18 protein-coding genes are annotated in these 18,070 nt (G+C 49.8%); 6 read left to right on the forward strand and 12 right to left on the reverse strand.

Annotated features, from left to right (window positions below):
- The first annotated feature begins 2 nt into the window (after positions 1-2).
- From AB3R30_RS18385 to AB3R30_RS18395, 3 genes are all read left to right on the forward strand, one after another.
- Positions 3-971 carry an endonuclease/exonuclease/phosphatase family protein gene (locus tag AB3R30_RS18385; RefSeq protein WP_458650664.1) on the forward strand — a complete coding sequence of 323 codons (969 nt, stop codon included), beginning with the start codon at positions 3-5 and terminating at the stop codon, positions 969-971.
- Positions 972-996: 25 nt separating this feature from the next.
- Positions 997-2,040 (forward strand): ABC transporter permease, encoded by a 1,044-nt coding sequence (locus AB3R30_RS18390; protein ID WP_458650665.1) that lies wholly within the window; start codon positions 997-999, stop codon positions 2,038-2,040.
- 122 nt (positions 2,041-2,162) lie between these two features.
- Complete coding sequence (locus AB3R30_RS18395; RefSeq protein WP_458650666.1) at positions 2,163-2,975, forward strand: hypothetical protein; 813 nt, start codon at positions 2,163-2,165, stop codon at positions 2,973-2,975.
- 60 nt (positions 2,976-3,035) lie between these two features.
- Here AB3R30_RS18395 and AB3R30_RS18400 read toward each other — a convergent pair whose 3' ends face one another.
- The 7 genes from AB3R30_RS18400 to AB3R30_RS18430 form a co-directional block, all read right to left on the reverse strand.
- Positions 3,036-4,133, reverse strand: coding sequence for a zinc-dependent alcohol dehydrogenase (locus AB3R30_RS18400; protein WP_458650667.1), 1,098 nt, complete (start codon positions 4,131-4,133; stop codon positions 3,036-3,038).
- 132 nt (positions 4,134-4,265) lie between these two features.
- The gene (locus AB3R30_RS18405) at positions 4,266-4,979 is read right to left on the reverse strand and encodes a molybdopterin-dependent oxidoreductase (protein WP_458650668.1); all 714 of its coding nucleotides are present in this window, start codon (positions 4,977-4,979) and stop codon (positions 4,266-4,268) included.
- Between the two features lie 26 nt (positions 4,980-5,005).
- Positions 5,006-5,614 (reverse strand): cytochrome b/b6 domain-containing protein, encoded by a 609-nt coding sequence (locus tag AB3R30_RS18410; RefSeq protein WP_458650669.1) that lies wholly within the window; start codon positions 5,612-5,614, stop codon positions 5,006-5,008.
- Between the two features lie 9 nt (positions 5,615-5,623).
- On the reverse strand, positions 5,624-6,148 hold the full coding sequence (locus AB3R30_RS18415) for a DM13 domain-containing protein (protein ID WP_458650670.1): 525 nt from the start codon (positions 6,146-6,148) through the stop codon (positions 5,624-5,626).
- A gap of 40 nt (positions 6,149-6,188) precedes the next feature.
- Positions 6,189-6,878, reverse strand: coding sequence for a cytochrome c biogenesis CcdA family protein (locus tag AB3R30_RS18420; RefSeq protein ID WP_458650671.1), 690 nt, complete (start codon positions 6,876-6,878; stop codon positions 6,189-6,191).
- 1 nt (position 6,879) lies between these two features.
- On the reverse strand, positions 6,880-7,479 hold the full coding sequence (locus AB3R30_RS18425; RefSeq protein ID WP_458650672.1) for a thioredoxin family protein: 600 nt from the start codon (positions 7,477-7,479) through the stop codon (positions 6,880-6,882).
- Positions 7,480-7,514: 35 nt separating this feature from the next.
- Positions 7,515-7,850, reverse strand: coding sequence for a hypothetical protein (locus AB3R30_RS18430; protein ID WP_458650673.1), 336 nt, complete (start codon positions 7,848-7,850; stop codon positions 7,515-7,517).
- Between the two features lie 347 nt (positions 7,851-8,197).
- Here AB3R30_RS18430 and AB3R30_RS18435 point away from each other — a divergent pair, with 347 nt between their 5' ends.
- Together AB3R30_RS18435 and AB3R30_RS18440 are read left to right on the forward strand one after the other, a co-directional pair.
- A complete protein-coding gene (locus tag AB3R30_RS18435) occupies positions 8,198-8,776 on the forward strand; it encodes a sigma-70 family RNA polymerase sigma factor (RefSeq protein ID WP_458650674.1) in 579 nt (192 codons plus the stop codon).
- 7 nt (positions 8,777-8,783) lie between these two features.
- On the forward strand, positions 8,784-9,545 hold the full coding sequence (locus tag AB3R30_RS18440; protein ID WP_458650675.1) for an anti-sigma factor: 762 nt from the start codon (positions 8,784-8,786) through the stop codon (positions 9,543-9,545).
- A gap of 31 nt (positions 9,546-9,576) precedes the next feature.
- Here the strand turns inward: AB3R30_RS18440 and AB3R30_RS18445 are convergent, their stop codons facing one another.
- The 5 genes from AB3R30_RS18445 to AB3R30_RS18465 all read right to left on the reverse strand — a co-directional run bounded on the left by AB3R30_RS18445 (position 9,577) and on the right by AB3R30_RS18465 (position 15,847).
- Positions 9,577-10,203 (reverse strand): nuclear transport factor 2 family protein, encoded by a 627-nt coding sequence (locus AB3R30_RS18445; RefSeq protein WP_458650676.1) that lies wholly within the window; start codon positions 10,201-10,203, stop codon positions 9,577-9,579.
- Between the two features lie 192 nt (positions 10,204-10,395).
- Positions 10,396-12,363: an ATP-binding protein gene (locus tag AB3R30_RS18450; RefSeq protein WP_458650677.1), complete on the reverse strand. Its 1,968-nt coding sequence runs from the start codon at positions 12,361-12,363 to the stop codon at positions 10,396-10,398.
- Positions 12,364-12,543: 180 nt separating this feature from the next.
- Complete coding sequence (locus tag AB3R30_RS18455; RefSeq protein WP_458650678.1) at positions 12,544-13,830, reverse strand: DUF4255 domain-containing protein; 1,287 nt, start codon at positions 13,828-13,830, stop codon at positions 12,544-12,546.
- A 172-nt stretch (positions 13,831-14,002) separates the two neighbouring features.
- Positions 14,003-14,725, reverse strand: a complete 723-nt coding sequence (locus tag AB3R30_RS18460; protein WP_458650679.1) for a LuxR C-terminal-related transcriptional regulator — start codon at positions 14,723-14,725, stop codon at positions 14,003-14,005.
- Between the two features lie 27 nt (positions 14,726-14,752).
- Positions 14,753-15,847, reverse strand: coding sequence for a sensor histidine kinase (locus tag AB3R30_RS18465; RefSeq protein ID WP_458650680.1), 1,095 nt, complete (start codon positions 15,845-15,847; stop codon positions 14,753-14,755).
- Positions 15,848-16,332: 485 nt separating this feature from the next.
- Between AB3R30_RS18465 and AB3R30_RS18470 the strand changes: the two genes are divergently transcribed.
- Positions 16,333-18,042 carry a phage tail sheath family protein gene (locus tag AB3R30_RS18470; protein ID WP_458650681.1) on the forward strand — a complete coding sequence of 570 codons (1,710 nt, stop codon included), beginning with the start codon at positions 16,333-16,335 and terminating at the stop codon, positions 18,040-18,042.
- The last annotated feature ends 28 nt before the right edge of the window (positions 18,043-18,070 follow it).

The following is an 18,070-nucleotide window of genomic DNA, read 5'->3' on the forward strand; positions in this document are numbered from 1 at the left end:
GTATGAATCAGACAGTGCAGCGGTTTGGCATGGGAATGATAGCTGGAGTGGTGCTGCTAACCGGGTTGTCATTCGTCAGTTATGGAGCTTGGAATTCTTACCTGGAACTGCTAACTCATTTTAAATTGCAGTATGCTCTGCTCAGTCTGGTACTTGCGATCGGATTGGTGCAAATCCGATGTCGAACCTGGATTTTAATCTCCCTGTTTTGCCTTGCGCTTCAAAGTGTTGACTTACTCGTTTGGTATATTCCTACTTCCCAAAATCCAGCCTCTCATTCATCTACATTGAAAGTTTTAGCGGTCAATGTAAACATCCGCAATCAAAATTATGATCGCGTGCTAGAGCTAGTCAAAATCGAGTCGCCCGATGTGGCAGTCTTTCTAGAAACGAATGATGATTGGGTTAAACATTTACAAGTTCTACGCAATACTTTTCCTTATTTTTATCGCTCAACCCCTCAAAATTTTGATATTTTGCTCTACAGCAGATCGCCCTTGACCTCGATTTCTACCAACTTCCTAGCCCCAACCGATCGCCCTCATCTCGCTGCAACTCTGACACTCAATGGACAAACTATCACCCTCATAGCAATTCATCCGCCTCCACCGTTACCCAGGCTATTTCGCGATCGTAATCAACAGCTTGAAACCGTTAGTCGCTATGTGCAAGATTTGAACACTCCTATGATTTTGTTAGGCGATTTCAATATCACCCCGTGGTCGCCTTACTATCGGCAATTCATTCACCAAACTGGGTTACACAATGTTCGTCAGGGTTTTGGTATTTTACCCACCTTTCCAGCCGCCATTCGCGGTGTAGAATTTCCAGCATGGTTAGTAGCGATTTTAGGAATCCCCATTGACCATTGTTTAGTCCGCTCTTTGCAACCCATCAGTGTTCGGGTTGGTGCAGCAATTGGCTCTGATCATCTGCCTATCCTCGTTGAGTTGCGTCTTCTAGCCCGTTAGTTTTTGTGCCTGTTGCCCAATTTCCATGTCTAAAACGCTGTCTTATCAACTTGGTTCTCTCACGATCGCCCTACTCCTGGTAGCAATTTTAATTACCCTAGCAGGCGGCTCTCCCGCACAGGTGATTGTCAACGTGGCAGTAGGGGCTTTTGGCACACCCGATCGCATCGCACGAGTAATCGCTACATTAGTGCCGTTGCTGCTGTGTACCAGCGGGCTATTGTTTACCTTCACGGCTGGGCTGTATAACTTGGGGATTGAAGGACAAATTACTTCGGGGGCGATCGCAGCAACAGCAATCATGCGTTTGACTCAAGATAGTTTACCGCCTGCCATTGTCATGATACTGGCGATTTTGGTAGGTGGTTTGGGTGGCGTGCTGTGGGGCATCTTGGCGGGTGTACTGAACGTCTATGGACGGGTCAACGAAATTTTTGCGGGATTGGGGCTAAACTTTGTGGCTGATGGGTTAGCGCTCTATCTCGTCTTTGGTCCCTGGAAAAAGGAAGGTGTGGCTTCCATGAGCGGCACAGAGCCATTTCCAGATTCGCTATCGCTACCGACGATCGCCAACACGGATGCCAGCCCTATCGCGCTACTGATTGCGATCGCGGCAGTCATTTTGACGTTGATCACCCTGCGCGGCACCTATTTTGGCTTGCAGTTGCGAGCCGTGGGGCAAAATCTCCGAGCCTCCTACGTGCTGGGCATTCCCTCGATTCGACAATTACTCAGTGCTTTTGCCATCTGCGGTGGCTTTGCAGGCATCGCTGGAGCTTTGCAAGTCCTTACCGTATACCATCGCCTGATTCCTAGCATTTCCAGCAATCTCGGTTTTTTATCACTGCTGATTGCCATGCTGATCGGTATGAATGGTTGGCTGATTTTCCCAGTGGCTTTGTTTTTCAGCGCCCTCAACGTAGGCAGTTTGCAATTGCCCCTCGCCCTCAATTTAGAATCGTCGTTGTCTGGAGTGATTCAAGGAATGCTGGTGCTGTTTATCCTATTGGGACGCGGCTTCAGCGAAACGAATCTGTTGACAAAATGGCGCGATCGCGTCTTCAAGTGAAGCGGCGATGCCAACTCATCACTTTACATAGTTTGGTTTTACGCTACCGTGAGTAGGTCGGCACAGTAAAATTCAACTACATTGAGTTGAGCAGTCGGCAGGATTTTGCCGAAGGATAGCAGATGGCGCTTTTGAAGCATAAAAATAATCCAAAATGGCTAAGAGTGTTTGGGCTGGGTGCGATCGCCCTTGCTGCACTGGTTGGGGTCATTTTGATGCAGCGATCGCAGCTTGATCAGCCATCTCAATGGGCAGAAAACCCCAAGAAAGCTGAAGAACAAGAAGCCCTAAAACTCAAGCTATTAAGCCGCGCTCCAACCTTTGGGTTTGATAATGTCGTGTCAGACTGGGTATTTCTTAACTTTTTGCAATACTATGGCGATGATGACGCACGCGAAAAAACCGGCTATTCCTTAAGCCCCAAGTATTTGGACATTGTGACCCGGCTTGATCCTCGGTTTGTTGATGTGTATATGTTTGTTTCTGGTGCCGTGTCTCACCAATTGGGCAAGCCCGATCTTGCCGTTGATTTGATGAAGCGAGGTACAGCAGCGCTCTCTCCAGCGGCGAACCCAAAAGCGTTTCAAGTTTGGCGGTTTATGGGGTTGGATCAATTATTGCTGCAAGGCGATATTCCTGGCTCGATTCTCTCCCACGAGATGGCGGCTAAGTGGGTAAAAGGAACGCCGGATGAGGATCTTGCACCGCTTTTTCAAGGGACGGCAAAATTTCTGCGGAATGATCCCAATAGCATTCCTGTGCGCGTTTTTTCGTGGGGATCAATTTATGAGCAAGCCCAAATGGTTGGAGATCAGCAAACTCAAAAGCGGGCAAAACGAGAGATCGAAAAGCTAGGCGGCAAGATTCTTGAAAAAGATGGAAAAACAGTGATTCAGCCGCCCGTGAGCAAGCCCCCGAAAAAAGCGCCCCGGTGAAGATCGTCGATGAGTGGATGGGTGGATGAGACATAATCCTAAGTCAGCACTCAGCACCTTCTAGTCCGGCAGGATCGCGACTTTAATCACCTTGCGATCGCGCATCTCTTCAAAGACTTGGGCAAGATTACTCAGGGGCTGTTCGCCGCTCAGCAGTAGTTCAAAGGGTACGGCTTGACTGGCTAAGAGGCGGAGGGCAGCGCGAACATATTCAGGCGTGTTGTGAAAAACGCCTTTGAGGGTGAGTTCACTGTAGTGCAATTGGTCTGTGTTGACCGTGATTGTAGTATCGCGGGGACAGCCGCCAAACAGGTTAACGGTGGCACCGGGACGGGCGCAGGCGATCGCCATCTCCCATACAGACGGAACCCCCGTTGCCTCAATCACCACATCGGCTCCCCAACCATCGGTCAGGTCTTTCACCAAAGCCGGGACATCTTCGACCTGTTTATAGTTGAAAGTCTTTGCTGCGCCTAGCTTTTCTCCGATTTGCAAGCGGGAGTCATTGCCGCCGAATAAGAAAACTTCAGTAAAGGGGTGAGGGAGTGCAGGGTGCGGAGTGGAAGTCCAGTCGCCTTTGCCGGATGACAGGGCAGCGACGAACATGAGACCGATCGCGCCATCCCCCAAAATCACCACGCGATCGCCGGGTTTCACATGGGATCTCGCGGCACCATGCAGCACACAGGCGAGCGGCTCGGTCATGGAAGCTAGATTGTACGGCAAATCTGCTGGGATGGGTAACAGGTTATGCTGCACGATCGCAGCGGGAATTTTGAGATATTCCGCAAAGGTGCCGTTGTTAAACAGCAAATTTTGACAGAGAGAATATTCGTGTTTTTGGCAAAAAAAGCAGGTCATGCAAGGTGCAGAGTTATTGGCAACCACGCGAGTTCCAATTTGGAACGCTTCGCGATCGCCTAAATGCCAGTCTTTTACGCCTGCACCCAATGCTACAATTTCTCCCGCTGCCTCATGCCCAAACGGAGTTGGCGGCTTCAGCATCTTGGCATGTCCGCCCCTACGCCACACTTTCAAATCGGTGCCGCAGGTGGTCGCCGCTTTCACGCGAATTACGACTTCTCCAGCAGCAGGAGTTGGATCTGCAACTTGCTCCAGTCGCAGATCTTCTTTGCCATACAGTAATGCAGCCAGCACAGGGCGATCGCTCCAATTCAACCACCCAACAATCTTACTAGCAGTCTGTCTGCTTTAATTTAAAGGGTGGGGAATGATTGAGGTTGTTTTTTGAGAGTTAAACCCTCAAAAAATTCTTGACAGAACACGGGTCTACAGTCCTGCAAACCACTCGTAGCCAAAATCTTCCCAATAGCCCAGTTTTGATGGCAACTGACTCATGAGCGTCACCCGCGTCACCCACTTAGATTGTTTGTAGCCCAGTTTGATTGGGGCTGCCAGTCTCAGCGGTGCGCCGTTTTCGACGGGCAACGGCTGACCATTTTTTTGATACGCCAAGATCGTTTGGGGATGCAGCGTGGAAGCCAGATCCCAGCTTTCATAGTAGCCGTCTGCCGATTCAAAGTAGGCATAGCGCGCTGTAGATTTAGGCTGAGCGCGACGAACCAATTCACGCAAGCTCACCCCGCCCCACTGCACGATCGCCGCCCAGCCTTCCACGCATACATGCCGAATCACCATTGAAGTCAGCGGCATGGACTCGATTTCCGCCAAACTCAAGCTCAACGGTTGCGCGACATCGCCATCCACAACTAGGCGAAAAGCAGCGCGATCGAGGTTCGGTGTACTGTCAAACGTATTGATCAACAAAGCTTCTGGCTCGATCGCGCTGATGGGAAACTCTGGCACCAATGCTTGCGGGTTGAGTAGCAATTCTTCTACTCGTTGATTCAGCGGATCAATCGTGGCTCCAACCTGCTCGGCGATCGAGGTGGAAGCGCAACTGCCCAACAGCAATCCCATGCCTGATAATCCAGACAACTGCAACAGCCGCCGACGGGTTAGTACTGGTTGAATAATCGACATCGCAATAGCCCCAGAGAATGGAAGACTTAACGAACAAAAATCGAGCGAATCAGTCGCATACTGCCAACTCGAAACGCCAGCAGAGAATGGATCAGAGTGAAGCCCAGCACAATCGGCACGGTGATAAAGTGAACGGTGCGGAGCATTTGCCAACTGCCAAACAAACTGGCTAACCAATGAAGTTGAGCAGGTTTGTACATTGCCAACCCGCTGGCGATCGCCAACAGCAGGATCGGAATAATCGCCGTATAGACCACCCGATGCCACGCATAGGTTTTACGCTTGGCGTTTTGCGACACTCGCAGCGCCTTCACATCACTGCCAGACACATAGCGCTGCTGCCAACGACGAGTGATCAGAATAAATAGCCCATACGCCAGCAGATTGAGCGAGTAGACCCACATAAAAGTGAAGTGCCAATCTCGCCCCCCTGCCAACCAGCCGCCCAGCAGCAACCCTTTAGGAAAATGCCACCCCGCTCGTCCGCCAAACACTGGATTGGCGTTGTAAATTTGCAAGCCGCTACTCATCATCAGCAACAGGCTAATAATATTGACCCAGTGAAAGGCTTTCGCCAAGATTGCCTGTTTGGGGACAGGTACTTTTTTGGGGGTGGCAGGTTGCGATGTGGTCATGGGTGATCTCTACTTGCCCAGGCTAGCGTAACCGAATGTTGCATTAAACTTGCGGCACCAAATCGCCACACTAGAGAAATTCCCTGGCTTTACCGACTGAGGCAGCGCATACCGTTGAGCGCCAGAAACTTTTTGCAGTTTTGCCACCGACACATAATCTTTTGCTTTAATGCCACCAATGGGTGGTTGACTGGTGCGATATAAGATTACGTACAGATCTGGACCAGCATCGGTTTTAAAGGTTTTGTCGAACGCTAAATAGGATTTGCCACCTTCGTTGACCAGCATGACAGATCCCTGAGTCGGATGCTCCGCTTTGACAAATTTACCCGATCGCATCGCCATCATTCCTTGCGGTTTCATCATGCTGCCTTCGGGTTTCATCATGCTGCCTTCGGGTTTCATCATGCTGTCCGCTGGTTTCATGGCAGGCGCATTTTGAGAATTGACTGATTGATACTGTGCAATTCCAATCGTTGTAGTAACTGCAATTAAAGAAATTAAGCTCAGTGAAAAGTTTTGCAATTTCATCATCAAACTCCTTGAGTAATTCGTGTGCTTGAACATCTAAAATCTACAACTGTGCAGCGGGAAATAGAGGTGCTAGCCAAAGCTGCACTTGCACATCCCAGCCCAGCAAAATGGCGATCGCGGTGCCTGCGACCAACCCGCCTCCAATCCGTTGAAGCGCCGCACTGTAGGGACGCAATTTAAGGATTGATCGCCCCACATATCGACCAGAGTAAGCGATCGCCAACAGTGGCAAACTCGCCCCCAATCCATACGCCAGCAGCAGCCCAAACACCTGGGTAACTTGCTGCTGCACCGCTGCCAACACAACAATGCTGCCTAAAACGGGACCTGCACAGGGAGTCCACAATAGCCCTAACTGAGTGCCCAGCCAAAATTCACTCCATAACCCCTTGCGCATAGGTTCCTTGAGCCTATGCAGCCGCAGCCGTTGGAATAGACGATAGCTTAAAGCTGGAAACATCGATAGCAACCCCATCAGCAACAACACTGCGATCGCCCCAGTTCTTAAGCCACTCGCAAATCCGGTAACCCATTGACTGGTGAATGCCAACAAGCTACCTGCCACGGCAAACCCGCCGACTAAACCTGCAACTAATGCCACAGCCCCATAGCGATGAGACTGGAGCGATCTCCCGACCAAAATTGGCAGAATCGGCAACACGCAGGGAGATAATACAGTCAGGATTCCAGCTACAAACGCCAGCCCAACCGAGAGTGAGGAAGTAGACATACTAACTCAACAGTTGCCGAATCATTTTGTCCGTTTTGTCGTAGGCACCTTCGCCAATGTGGTCATAGCGGATAATGCCTTGGCGATCGGCTAAAAACAAATGGGGCCAATACTCGTTTTTGTAGGCACTCCAGGTTTTGAACTGGTTGTCCATCGGCACGGGATAGGTAATGCCATTTTTTTGCAACGCCTGCTTAACGTTGTTTGGATCGCGCTCAAAGGCAAATTCAGGTGTGTGAATGCCAATGACTTTTAAGCCTTTGCCAGCGTATTGCTGATGCCAACGAGTCACCGAGGGTAGGGTGCGCTGACAGTTAATGCAGCTAAAAGTCCAGAACTGGATCAACGCCACATTTCCTTTGAGGTCAGCAACGGTCAGCGGTGGGGAATTAAGCCACTGGGAAATCCCCTGAAATTCTGGTAGGCGATTGGTGCTGGCGGCGGCAAAGTTGATCGTGCGATCGCCCTCTTCTACCGATGCTTCAGCTTCAGACATGGATGCTTCTTGCTTAAATCGAGCCGCTAGCGTCACTCCAGCAGCCCCCATAAGACCTAAGCCAAGATAGGTCAGCATTCGACGACGCTGTAAAAGAGAACTCATAGAAATACCTGCAAAAAGGTCTGCATTAGGCTGGGCTATTTTTTCATCGCGTCGCCTTCTTTTTTCATTGCATCCCCTTTCATCGCATCGCCTTCTTTTTTCATCGCATCGCCTTTCATTGCATCCCCTTTCATCGCATCCCCTTTCATCGCGTCGCCTTCTTTTTTCATTGCATCCCCTTTCATCGCATCGCCTTCTTTCATCGCATCCCCTTTCATCGCATCGCCTTTCATTGCGTCACCCGTTGTACTCATGGCAGGGGAGGCAGAAGGGTTACTGGGTGTGGACTGATTGGCATTACCGGAACAAGAAGCTAAACCAGCAGTAATCACTAAACTGGCTGCGAAACCCAAAACTTTCAAGTTCATCATCTTTCGTAAGCCTCTAAAACGTAGGTGGATTGGTGAGGAAAGCACCGTTTTTGGTCTTTCCTAGTGACATACGAATGGGCTATGCGATCGGATTAAAGTTTTTCGGCGGATTGCAAAATACCTGAATCATATTTTTAATAGACTTACATTCATTCACATCCAATTCCTTTTGGCAGCCGTACTTTAAATACGAAGAAACCGGGTTTCTAAACCAAATGGCAAGAATTTCACGCATTGATTTTCGTGAGAAATCCGGTTTCTCGGTTTCCGATTTTCGTGAGAAACCCGGTTTTTCGGTTGCTGCAAGATTATGGTTGATATAGGATCTGTTCAAAAAATGTGGCTCTATGGACTTTGAGGCTGATCATTCGCCCCCACTTCCTACAGATGCGGAGTTGTTTCAGGCGATGCAAGCAAAACAGCACTCTGCTCTAGCGGCGCTTTACGATCGCTACGCTAGCTTGGTGTATAGAGTGGCGCTAAGAATTCTGGTGAATCCACAGGAAGCCGAAGATTTGACTCAAGAAATTTTCTTAAAACTGTGGCGCAGCAGTACTTACGACGTAAATCGAGGGTCTTTGAGCAGTTTTTTGACCACATTAACGCGATCTCGGGCAATCGATCGCCTCCGCTCACGCAGTAGCACTCTTAAGTTTCTTCAGCGCTGGGGCAATACCATGACGACTCAACCTCCGCCTACTACGCCGTTTGAAGCTGCATCGATTCATCAGCGATCGGAGCATGTGCGCTCGGCGTTGGCTGACCTGCCCGAAAAATATCGCCAAATTTTGGAACTGGCTTATTACGAAGGGCTGAGCCAGTCAGAAATTGCCGCCCGGTTAGAGATTCCCTTGGGAACAGTGAAATCCTGGTCGCGCCAAGGATTGCTTACCCTCAGAAAAACCTTACAGACCTGGATTGAGTAATCGCGTTATGGCTGAACCCATTGATCCTGAATCGTCCTATCCCGACTATTGGCAAGAGCTAATGGCAGGCTATGTTTTGGGCAATCTTACGCCTGAAGAAGCCGAGGAGTTGAAAGAACTGCTGGCTCTCCATCCTGAATTGGGCGAGGAAATGCACAGCCTGCAAGATGTGCTGGCGGCAATGCCCTATGCCTTACCAGAAGTGGAGCCTGCCGCATCCGTGCGATCGCGCATTCTGACTGCGGCTCAACATCAACCCGATCAAATCGTGTCAATGCGCCGCCGAAATCGATCGCGGGCGCTGCTATGGGGCGGTAGCATTGCCGCCGTTCTTGCCATAGCGATCGGGTTCGACAATCTGAATTTGCGGCAACAGCTTGCCACGACTCAAGCCAAGATTGCCTCCCAAAAAGACTTGATTGCCATGCTGCAAGCGCCTCAAACCAAGTTGGTCACCTTGAAAGGGATGGATCAGATGTCGAAAGCGGCGGGAAATGTGGTGATTACGCCGGGAGAAGCAGGCGCGATCGTGGTGCTGCAAGATCTGCCCACCCTGCCAGCGGGACAAACCTACAATCTTTGGGCGGTGGCAAATGGTCAAAAAGTGTCAGCGGGAAATTTCATCGCCAATCCCCAGGGCAGAGTCTTTGTCAAGGTGCCTTTAACTTCGGCAACCAGCGATCGCGTTACCAATCTCGTCGTCACAATTGAAGCATCGCCCACACCCCTCTCGCCTCAAGGTCCCATGGTGATGACCAGCAATTTGTAGAGCGTGATCGCACTGGCAAAAGGGGCGATCGCTATTCCGTGACCAATTCTCCCAAACGCCTGAGAATACTCAGCACGGTATAGAGTTCATTACCTTGACGATTCAGCGAAAATTCGTCTGATAACAGGTATTGAGGCACGTTGTTTTTGAGTAATTTAATGAACGCAAAGTCACTTCCATTAGTGACAAATCCAAAAATTGGCTTGTCGATGGTTGGGCTACTCATCATGTAAAACAGAGCTTGAGGCATTGCCTTGAGCAAGCTAAAGTCTTTGTTTTTTGACTCAATCACGGTGACCCAAAGCTGCTGTCGAACGACCAACACATCCACTCTGCCATGAATCACTTTCCCCCCATCCTCAGCAGAAATTTTGACTTCTACTTCTGCCCGTGGATAAAACGGATAGTGGAAAAATTTGGCAAAAAATAACAGCGGTGAAAGAACCGCCATTTTAATAATTTCTTCATGGAGCGGATACTTCTCTAACGACAGAAAGTCGGCTTTGACTTGATCCAGCCATTGTTTCTCAGGCTCAGTTACAGACGGTAAATTTCCTTGCCACTCTAAGAAAAGGTCTGGATCGAAAACCCGCTGGAGTTTGAATTTTTCTTCTACCTCAAACAAACTAAGGCTACTAGCCTGGATGGTTTGTACCATGAGTCTTGGCAAAATGCGGTCGGGATGGTGTTACTGTAGCAAACTCAACGGGCGATCGCTCTCCTTAAAATCGGCGAAACCCACACAATAGTTTGACCAAAAATTTTGGCGTTGCTGAATGATGCCATGAACCAGCCCTGCCAGAGTATGCGGAGTTGCCCGTTACTAATCCGTGTAGGCAGGATTGTGAGCTTAGCTCCAGGCTTTGGTTTCAGCTTCTGTCAGAGGTCGCTCTAGTTTAATATACTCACTTTGAGCCGCTTGAAGAATATGCGACATTTGTACAGGCAGGTTTGCCTCTGCCGCCAAAAAAGCAGCGTTTAAGGCAATGTTGCGAATGTTGCCGCCCGGAATCGTTAGTTTTGCTAGCTTGTGAAAAGACAACCCCGCTGTGGGTGCAGATTTTGGAAACACTCGCTGCCAAATTTCTGCCCGTTGAGCCGCATCTGGAAACGGAAACTGAACCACAAAGCGCAAGCGACGCAGAAACGCTTGATCCAGTGAGTTTTTTAAGTTAGTCGTGAGGATTGCTAACCCGCGATAGGATTCCATGCGTTGCAGTAAATAGGCAACTTCCATATTGGCGTAGCGATCGTGGGAATCCTTGACCTCGCTCCGTTTACCAAATAGAGCATCGGCTTCATCAAACAACAGGATTGCCCCACCAATTTCAGCCGCATCAAAAATTCGCCGCAGATTTTTCTCAGTTTCGCCAATATATTTACTCACCACCGAACTGAGATCAACCCGATAAAGATCTAGCTGTAATTCATGGGCTAATACTTCAGCCGCGAGGGTTTTTCCGGTTCCACTCGCTCCAGAAAATAAAGCGCTAATGCCTAAGCCCCGCTCTCCTGTTTTGGCAAATCCCCACTCTTCATAAACTTTTGCTCGTTGGCGCACTTGGGCAATGACGGTTCGCAGCGTTTGCGCTTCTTTGTCAGGCAACACTAAATCCTCCCAACTGGCTTGAGTGCGGATGGGTTGTGCCAATTCTTCTATCTGTGGGCGGGAGTGGCTCAGGCAAGCACTCCAAAGGCGCTTTGGCAGGCTATCTGTCCCATTAGAGTGGTTACTATTAGAGCGGCTCTGAGCGCAGATAGTTTGAATGGATAGTGGAGAGAGGTTAAAGTGACTGACTAGCTTTTCAATCACAGGCTCGATCGCCCCTTTCTCTAATTCTTCTGCCAACTGTTGCCGCCAGAGTTGTCGTTGCTCAAGGGCAGTGAGTGAAGCCACCTCAAAACTGAAGACTGCCCGTTTGCGTACCGATCGCCGATCGCGACTGAACACCAGCATCGATCCATGGCAACTTTCTAAAAGATACGCGATCGCATTCAGCGGCGATGACGCAGCACTGGTGCCTTCATGCATGTCCGCAACACCATCACAATCCAGCAGCAGCAGGCTATTTCCCAACAGTGCCTCTCGTTCCCACAGGGTTTGCAGCAGGCTCAGTTGAGTAAAATCGGTGGGCAAGATGTTGGCAGCCAAACTGAGCAACCCAATTCCGAGTTGGGCACAGACCGCACTGGCGATCGCCTGTTTGGTGGCGCTGTCATAGCCGCAGATTTGCACGATGGATGGAGTAGACGCTTGTTGAAGGAGCGTGACAATTTCTGTGACAAGTTGCTGTTGCGACGGTGGCAAGCGGAGTAGATGATCGGTGGGTAGCCGCGTGACCATGCCTAGAAGTTGGGTATCTAAGGGGGCATTGCCCATAAGAAAGTGCAAAATCCGCTCGTTAATTCGGAAAGGGCTATAGATTAATGTGGACGCGCTACCGAGTTCGATCAACTGCCAGCGTCGCAGCGGAGACTCAGGGGTAAAAGCACTCCAGTGCATTTGGGGCAAATATTGAGTAGCCAAACTAAAGGTGGGACGAGCCACCGATGGTCCACCCGCGATCGCGGGGAGCAATGCCGCCAGACCACCATGCAATTCAACTGCCGCTCCCAAAAGTACGATCGCCCGCTCAAACTGAGATAGCTCAAACAGGTGACAAAGTTGCTCGATCGCGGCAGGCGGATTCAGCGGTTCTGGGTCAGGCACTTGCTCCGATTTAAGACAAGCTATCACCTGCTCGATCGCGATCATCAAATATCGATAGTTTAGGTCTGCCCACTGGGAATCACCCCGCTCCATGCCTGCACTACCCATGCTCTTGCTCCAGTTAAAAGGAAAGTTTGGGTTGCTGAATGTAAGTATGATTTGCCCTCAACCCCAACCCTTCTCCCCAAGGAGAAGGGAGTTAGAAGTCTTGTTCCCTCTCCTGCTGGGAGAGGGCTAGGGTGAGGGCGGATTTTGATATTCATATCTTGATTCAGCAACACCGGAAAATTAACGAATGATCACTTTGGGCGCAATGTACCAATCGTAGGTTGGACTATCGGGCTGATCATCCACTTGCAATTGGCTCTCTGCCCCATCGACCATCAGCCGCACGAGATATTCACCGAAGCGGATATCCTGAAAAGAAATGGTAATGACGCTGCTCTCTTCAGTGCGACTTGGTGCATCAAAAAGATAAGAAGCGGGGATATAGGCAGCGGGGCGATCGCGCCGCCATTCATTCAGCACCATGACAACTCGTTGTTTCACGCCGATGGGGAGATTGAGTTGCAGTTGCAGTTGTCCCGATCGCAGTTCCTCCTCTTCTCCAAGGGTTTCTATCAACACGACATCTAACAGCCGAGGACGCAGCACAAAGGGAAATGCATTCGATTCTTTGCCCCGCCGTCGAGCCTCGCGATCGCTGCCTGCTTGAGGCGGATGAATGACTTGCAAACTCTGCACTCCGGCTCTCAAAACAGTGGTTGGAACTTGAGCTAAGGACAGCAAAATCTGGGTGTCGCTTACTTCCGTTGGTGCCACTTCCACACCGCACAGACGCACTTGAGTTGACCAATCGCCCTTGAGTTGTTTCCCCGACAGCACCAGCAGACTGTCTGAGACAATCGGTTCAGTCACGCCGCCCTGAGCCATCACTTGCTCAATTTGAGGCTGGCTGAAATAGGGCGAAAGTCCATGGGTGCGGCGATCTCGAATGGGCAGCGATCGGGTGGGAGCTTCATCGCCTTCCAGCATCACCACCAGCACTTTGTAGCCAACTGACAGCAAGTAGGGCGTTTGAAAAAAGACTGACCACGCTTTCGAGAGATCTTCTAAATTCAAATTGAGTGGAACGATGCTAATCTGCTGGACTTGATCCGCCAGATCGGATTCTTCCAAGAACGCTAGCGTGGCATCGCGGCAAGACTCTCGAATCATCTCTTGGCTAACCACTCGCTTATCGTTCAGAGATCGCACCACACTACCCAGCAAACGTTGAGGTTCTAGCTCGACCTCATTGCCGTAGAAGCTAAACATATAGTACAAATCGAGGGCAGCCTGTCGCTTGGTTGGGTTTCCTCGCGATCGCGAAGGTGTGGCATCGATGTTGTTCAGAGCAGGATTCGTAATCACTTGATATAAAAATAGATTTACCCCCGTTTCCGGGGTGCCATTCCCAATATCAGACGGACGCACGGTCGTCACTCTTGCTCCTTCAATATCCCGTTGCACAACGCCCTGAAGGGTTCGCTGGAGGGTTGCCGTAATCATGGCGATCGCGAGATAGTTGCTCATAAGCAAGAGTGATAAGGGGTTTACAAACTGACGCGATGTGCAACTAATTTGCCCTCATCCCAACCCTTCTCCCCAAGGAGAAGGGCTTTCAGACTTTTCCGGTTCCCTCTCCCATTGGGAGAGGGCTAGGGTGAGGGCTAGTAGTCGAGGAAAGTCACACATGAGCGAACTTTTAAGTGGCAACGAGTCCAAGCTTAAGGGCTTGCAAGGCGGCTTGAGTGCGGCTAGTCACCTTTAACTTCTCAAAAATGATGGTTAAGTAGGCTTTGACAGTGCCTATAGTGATGCGAAGTTGTTGAGAAATTACCTCATTGGATGCTCCTTGCACTAACCAATACAACACTTCTCGCTCTCGCTCAGTTAAATGGATCGTCTGGTTTTTGGGCAGCGATCGCCCTGCCGAAAAGTGAAACAGTTGAAAGAACTGGGTGGCAACCTCTGGAGCCAGATAAATCTGATTTTGGAGTACCACTTGAATCGCGTCTAGCAATTGCGTTGAAAGATGATGTTTCAACACATACCCTTGCGCCCCTGCCTGCATTGCTTTAAATACCCATTCTGCTTCCTCGTGCCCAGACAGCACTAAAACATGGCTCTCTTGAGGATGCGATATCGTTTCCCGTGATGGAGTCATCCGTAACTGTTGGAGAACATCAATACCGCTGCCCTGCGCCAACTCCATATCTAGCAAAATCAAAGTGGGAGACTGTTGAATTGCTAACTCGATCGCCTGTTGATAGCTCGTCGCCTGTCCGACAATTTGAAACTGCATTAGACCCGTTGCACTATGAAAGTCGAGTAAGTTCTTCAATCCTTGACGAAAGGCAGAACAATCATCGACCAGGAGGGTAGAAATTGGCTGAGTAGAGGGGGGGGTGAGTAGGGGGGGATACATAGTGGATGGGGGGATAGAGCCGAAGTGTTAGATATTTTTAGGCAGCATAATGCAAAACTGCGCGCCTCCGGTGAGGAGGTTGACCGCCGATAAACTGCCTTGATGAGCCGAAATCACCTGCTTTGCGATCGATAGCCCTAACCCAGTCCCTCCAGTGCGGCGTGAATAAAACGGCGTGCCAATCAAGCGTAAATCTTCTGGAGATAGACCGGGTCCTTGGTCGCTGATTTTGATTAGCACTTCTGTTTGACAAGTCTGCCATTCCCAGCGGATTTGTCCCGCTTCAGGACTGAATGCGATCGCGTTGCTTAATAGATTCTGAAAGACTTGCTTGATTTTCCATTTATCGACCCACAGCCATAAAGGAGGAGAATTGCAAACCAGTTTTAGTCGCTTTTCGGCAATCCAGGGTTCCATCTCTTGATGGCACTGCGCGATCAAATCACCTAAGTTGCAATAGCTAAAAGATTGCTCAGTTTTGCCATGAAGGGTTGTCAAATGTTCCAAACTAATATTCATCGATTCAGCAGTATTGCTCAAGTGTTCTAACCACTCTTGCGATCGCGGATCGAGACAAGTTGTTTTTAACAAATTGACATACAAAAGAATCAGCGCCAAGGGAGTTCGCAGTTGATGACGAGTACATTGCAACGCTTTTTCTAGGCTTGGAGTTGCGGATGCAAGGGTTAACTCCGGCGATCGCACTGGCGGCAATTCTAAGCTTTTTGCATAAAGGCTCAGCCCGTATTTCTGATGGTCAGACAAGGGCGTAGAGTGCCAGCAGACTAAATAATCGCCAGACTTTTTGTTCGCCCTCAGCAAACAGCGATAAACCGGATAGGGCAACGTCTCTCCCTCAATCGGCAACACTTCAAATGCTGAATGAGTAGACTGCTGCCAGTCAGTGGTTAACTTTAGCTCCGCCAAAATAGACTCGCTTGCAGATTCAGCCCAATGATCAATGTGGAAGAGTTGCGATCGCTCACAACAGAAGTGAAAAAGTCCGCAGCCACTCACCAAAAATTGATCAATAAACTGCTTTAAAGAAGACTGAAGAGCCTTTGTATCAAAGTCATTTTCTAAAAAGAGTGGACTTAAAAACTCCAAAGTTTGAATAGGCACTTGCAATCTCCTTAAACAGAATTCTGCTGAAAGACGAAGCTAAGTCTAGGCAACGGTTAAATCTAATTTTCACCCTATTCTTTAAAGGCTTATCGCTCCATCTTTTTGCATTAACAAGTTTATCCTCACTATTTTTACAGCACCCTATGAAATTTTAGGTTTCTTAACTTAAACTCAGTAAATTCCACTCTTCGCCTCCATCAACTTGATACTCATTGAATCATCGCGACATAACTTAATCATTGTCAGCATTCGCAAACTGCCTCCAACTCAAGCTGTTAGCGCTTCAACTGAACTAGGTCTGAGTTTTTACAGCCGTTCGGCTTGATCAATTCCTAACTAAAGTCGGGTTCCGCAGATGGCTTCCCTTTTCTAAAGTATGGATGGACTCAAACTAGTCAATTCTTCGCTGAGTTTGTAGCCATCTTGAACGTGTAGCCATCTTGAACCATCACACACCCTAATCCTTTTATGGAGAGTTAACTATGGCATTGGATTACTTTGCTCCAGGGGTCTATGTTGAAGAGGTCGATCGCGGGAGTCGCCCGATCGAAGGCATCAGTATGAGTGTGGCGGGTTTCGTTGGCTTCACAGAGGATGTGCGAGGCGATGCCGATCTATTTAAGCCCCTGCTGATCACAAACTGGGGTCAATACCTGGAGAACTTTGGCAGACCCGGTTCCGATGGCTTCACCGACTTTGATGCCTATCTTCCTTTTGCCGTTCAGGGCTGGTTTCAAAATGGGGGCGGTCGCTGTTGGGTCGTGAGCATTGGCACAAAATTGCCCGGAACCCCCGCCCCCGAACCCCAGGAAACCGCCACTCACCTGCGGACTTCTGCCAAAAAGCCCTCCCTGAGCTTGAATCTGCAAATGCCTGCCCAAGAGGGCGATCGCCCTGTATTGCCTGGAAGCATCGATCGCGTCACCGTAACGATCGCCGAAAGTGAACCCAAGCCCCTAGAGACGGATGATCCCGATGCAGAACAGCCCTTTAATACCGGGGAATTTTTCAAGTTGATTGTTCAAAGCGGCGACGATGAACCCCAAGTATTTCCCCACTTGAGTATTAATCCTCAAATCGATCCTGCTCTGGGAGACTATGTGATCACTGCCTTGGCAGACAATCAGCTTTTGACCCTAACCGATATTTCAGGAGATCAAGGTCATCCCCTCACCCGCCGCCCTGCCAACGGTCGCTATGAAGTCGCACCGCCGCCCTACATTGCCCCGTTGGAGCGCTTATCAAGAGACATTCATGGAGTACGGGACGATCGCCAAGGTATTCAAGGCTTGTTTGAAATTGATGAAGTTGCCATGATTGCCTGCCCCGACTTGATGCGGGCGTATCAATCTGAACTGCTGGATCTCGATCAAATCCATGCTGTGATTGAAGGAATGCTAAGTTCCTGCGAAAACTCCTTTCCTGGACCCGCCTATCGCATGGCAGTAATCGATCCGCCCCCTGTCAAACTGCGGCGAGGAAATCAACCTGTCAAACCGGAAGAACAAAAACCTCAAGATGTTGCCCAGTGGTTGACCAGTTTCAATCGGCGATCGATGTTTGGCGCACTCTACTATCCGTGGATCAAAGTTGCCAATCCTCGCAAAAACAACCGCCCAATTATGGTGCCGCCCTGTGGTCACATGATGGGCATCTGGTGCCGCACCGATGAATCACGCGGCGTATACAAAGCCCCTGCCAACGAAACCCCGCGTGGCGTCTTGGGGCTTGCCTACGAACCCAACATGCGCGAACAAGAACTCCTCAATCCTTTAGGAATCAACTGTATCCGCAACTTTGCCAACTACAATCGCGGCTACAAAGTCTGGGGCGCACGTACCCTAGTCGAGCCAGACAACATCCAATGGCGCTACATCAGTGTTCGTCGACTGATCAGCTATATCGAGAAATCGATCGAACTCGGAACGCAGTGGGTCGTCTTTGAACCGAACGACGAAGACCTGTGGGCGCGGGTGACTCGCACCGTTGAAGGATTCTTAACGCGGCTATGGCGAGATGGCGCACTGTTTGGGGCAAGTCCGGCAGAGGCATTTTATGTGAAGTGCGATGGTGAACTGAATACCCCCGACACCATGATGCTGGGTCGCCTCTATGTGGAAGTTGGCGTATCTCCAGTTCGTCCCGCAGAATTTGTCATCTTCCGAATTAGCCAATGGTCGCCCAATCAATAATTGAAATCGATTTCAGGATAAGGACGTA

Source organism: Sivoneniella epilithica UHCC 1019 (assembly GCF_040830845.1).
GTDB lineage: Bacteria > Cyanobacteriota > Cyanobacteriia > Leptolyngbyales > Leptolyngbyaceae > ULC077BIN1.

Bases quoted from the DNA above. Each gene is read 5' to 3' on its own strand.
- AB3R30_RS18420 (WP_458650671.1), bottom strand. From the start codon at position 6,878: ATGTCTACTTCCTCACTCTCGGTTGGGCTGGCGTTTGTAGCTGGAATC.
- AB3R30_RS18430 (WP_458650673.1), bottom strand. From the start codon at position 7,850: ATGATGAACTTGAAAGTTTTGGGTTTCGCAGCCAGTTTAGTGATTACT.
- AB3R30_RS18470 (WP_458650681.1), top strand. From the start codon at position 16,333: ATGGCATTGGATTACTTTGCTCCAGGGGTCTATGTTGAAGAGGTCGAT.
- AB3R30_RS18425 (WP_458650672.1), bottom strand. From the start codon at position 7,479: ATGAGTTCTCTTTTACAGCGTCGTCGAATGCTGACCTATCTTGGCTTA.
- AB3R30_RS18440 (WP_458650675.1), top strand. From the start codon at position 8,784: ATGGCTGAACCCATTGATCCTGAATCGTCCTATCCCGACTATTGGCAA.
- AB3R30_RS18385 (WP_458650664.1), top strand. From the start codon at position 3: ATGAATCAGACAGTGCAGCGGTTTGGCATGGGAATGATAGCTGGAGTG.
- AB3R30_RS18450 (WP_458650677.1), bottom strand. From the start codon at position 12,363: ATGGGTAGTGCAGGCATGGAGCGGGGTGATTCCCAGTGGGCAGACCTA.
- AB3R30_RS18405 (WP_458650668.1), bottom strand. From the start codon at position 4,979: ATGTCGATTATTCAACCAGTACTAACCCGTCGGCGGCTGTTGCAGTTG.
- AB3R30_RS18445 (WP_458650676.1), bottom strand. From the start codon at position 10,203: ATGGTACAAACCATCCAGGCTAGTAGCCTTAGTTTGTTTGAGGTAGAA.
- AB3R30_RS18410 (WP_458650669.1), bottom strand. From the start codon at position 5,614: ATGACCACATCGCAACCTGCCACCCCCAAAAAAGTACCTGTCCCCAAA.
- AB3R30_RS18390 (WP_458650665.1), top strand. From the start codon at position 997: ATGTCTAAAACGCTGTCTTATCAACTTGGTTCTCTCACGATCGCCCTA.
- AB3R30_RS18395 (WP_458650666.1), top strand. From the start codon at position 2,163: ATGGCGCTTTTGAAGCATAAAAATAATCCAAAATGGCTAAGAGTGTTT.
- AB3R30_RS18415 (WP_458650670.1), bottom strand. From the start codon at position 6,148: ATGATGAAATTGCAAAACTTTTCACTGAGCTTAATTTCTTTAATTGCA.
- AB3R30_RS18460 (WP_458650679.1), bottom strand. From the start codon at position 14,725: ATGTATCCCCCCCTACTCACCCCCCCCTCTACTCAGCCAATTTCTACC.
- AB3R30_RS18455 (WP_458650678.1), bottom strand. From the start codon at position 13,830: ATGAGCAACTATCTCGCGATCGCCATGATTACGGCAACCCTCCAGCGA.
- AB3R30_RS18435 (WP_458650674.1), top strand. From the start codon at position 8,198: ATGGACTTTGAGGCTGATCATTCGCCCCCACTTCCTACAGATGCGGAG.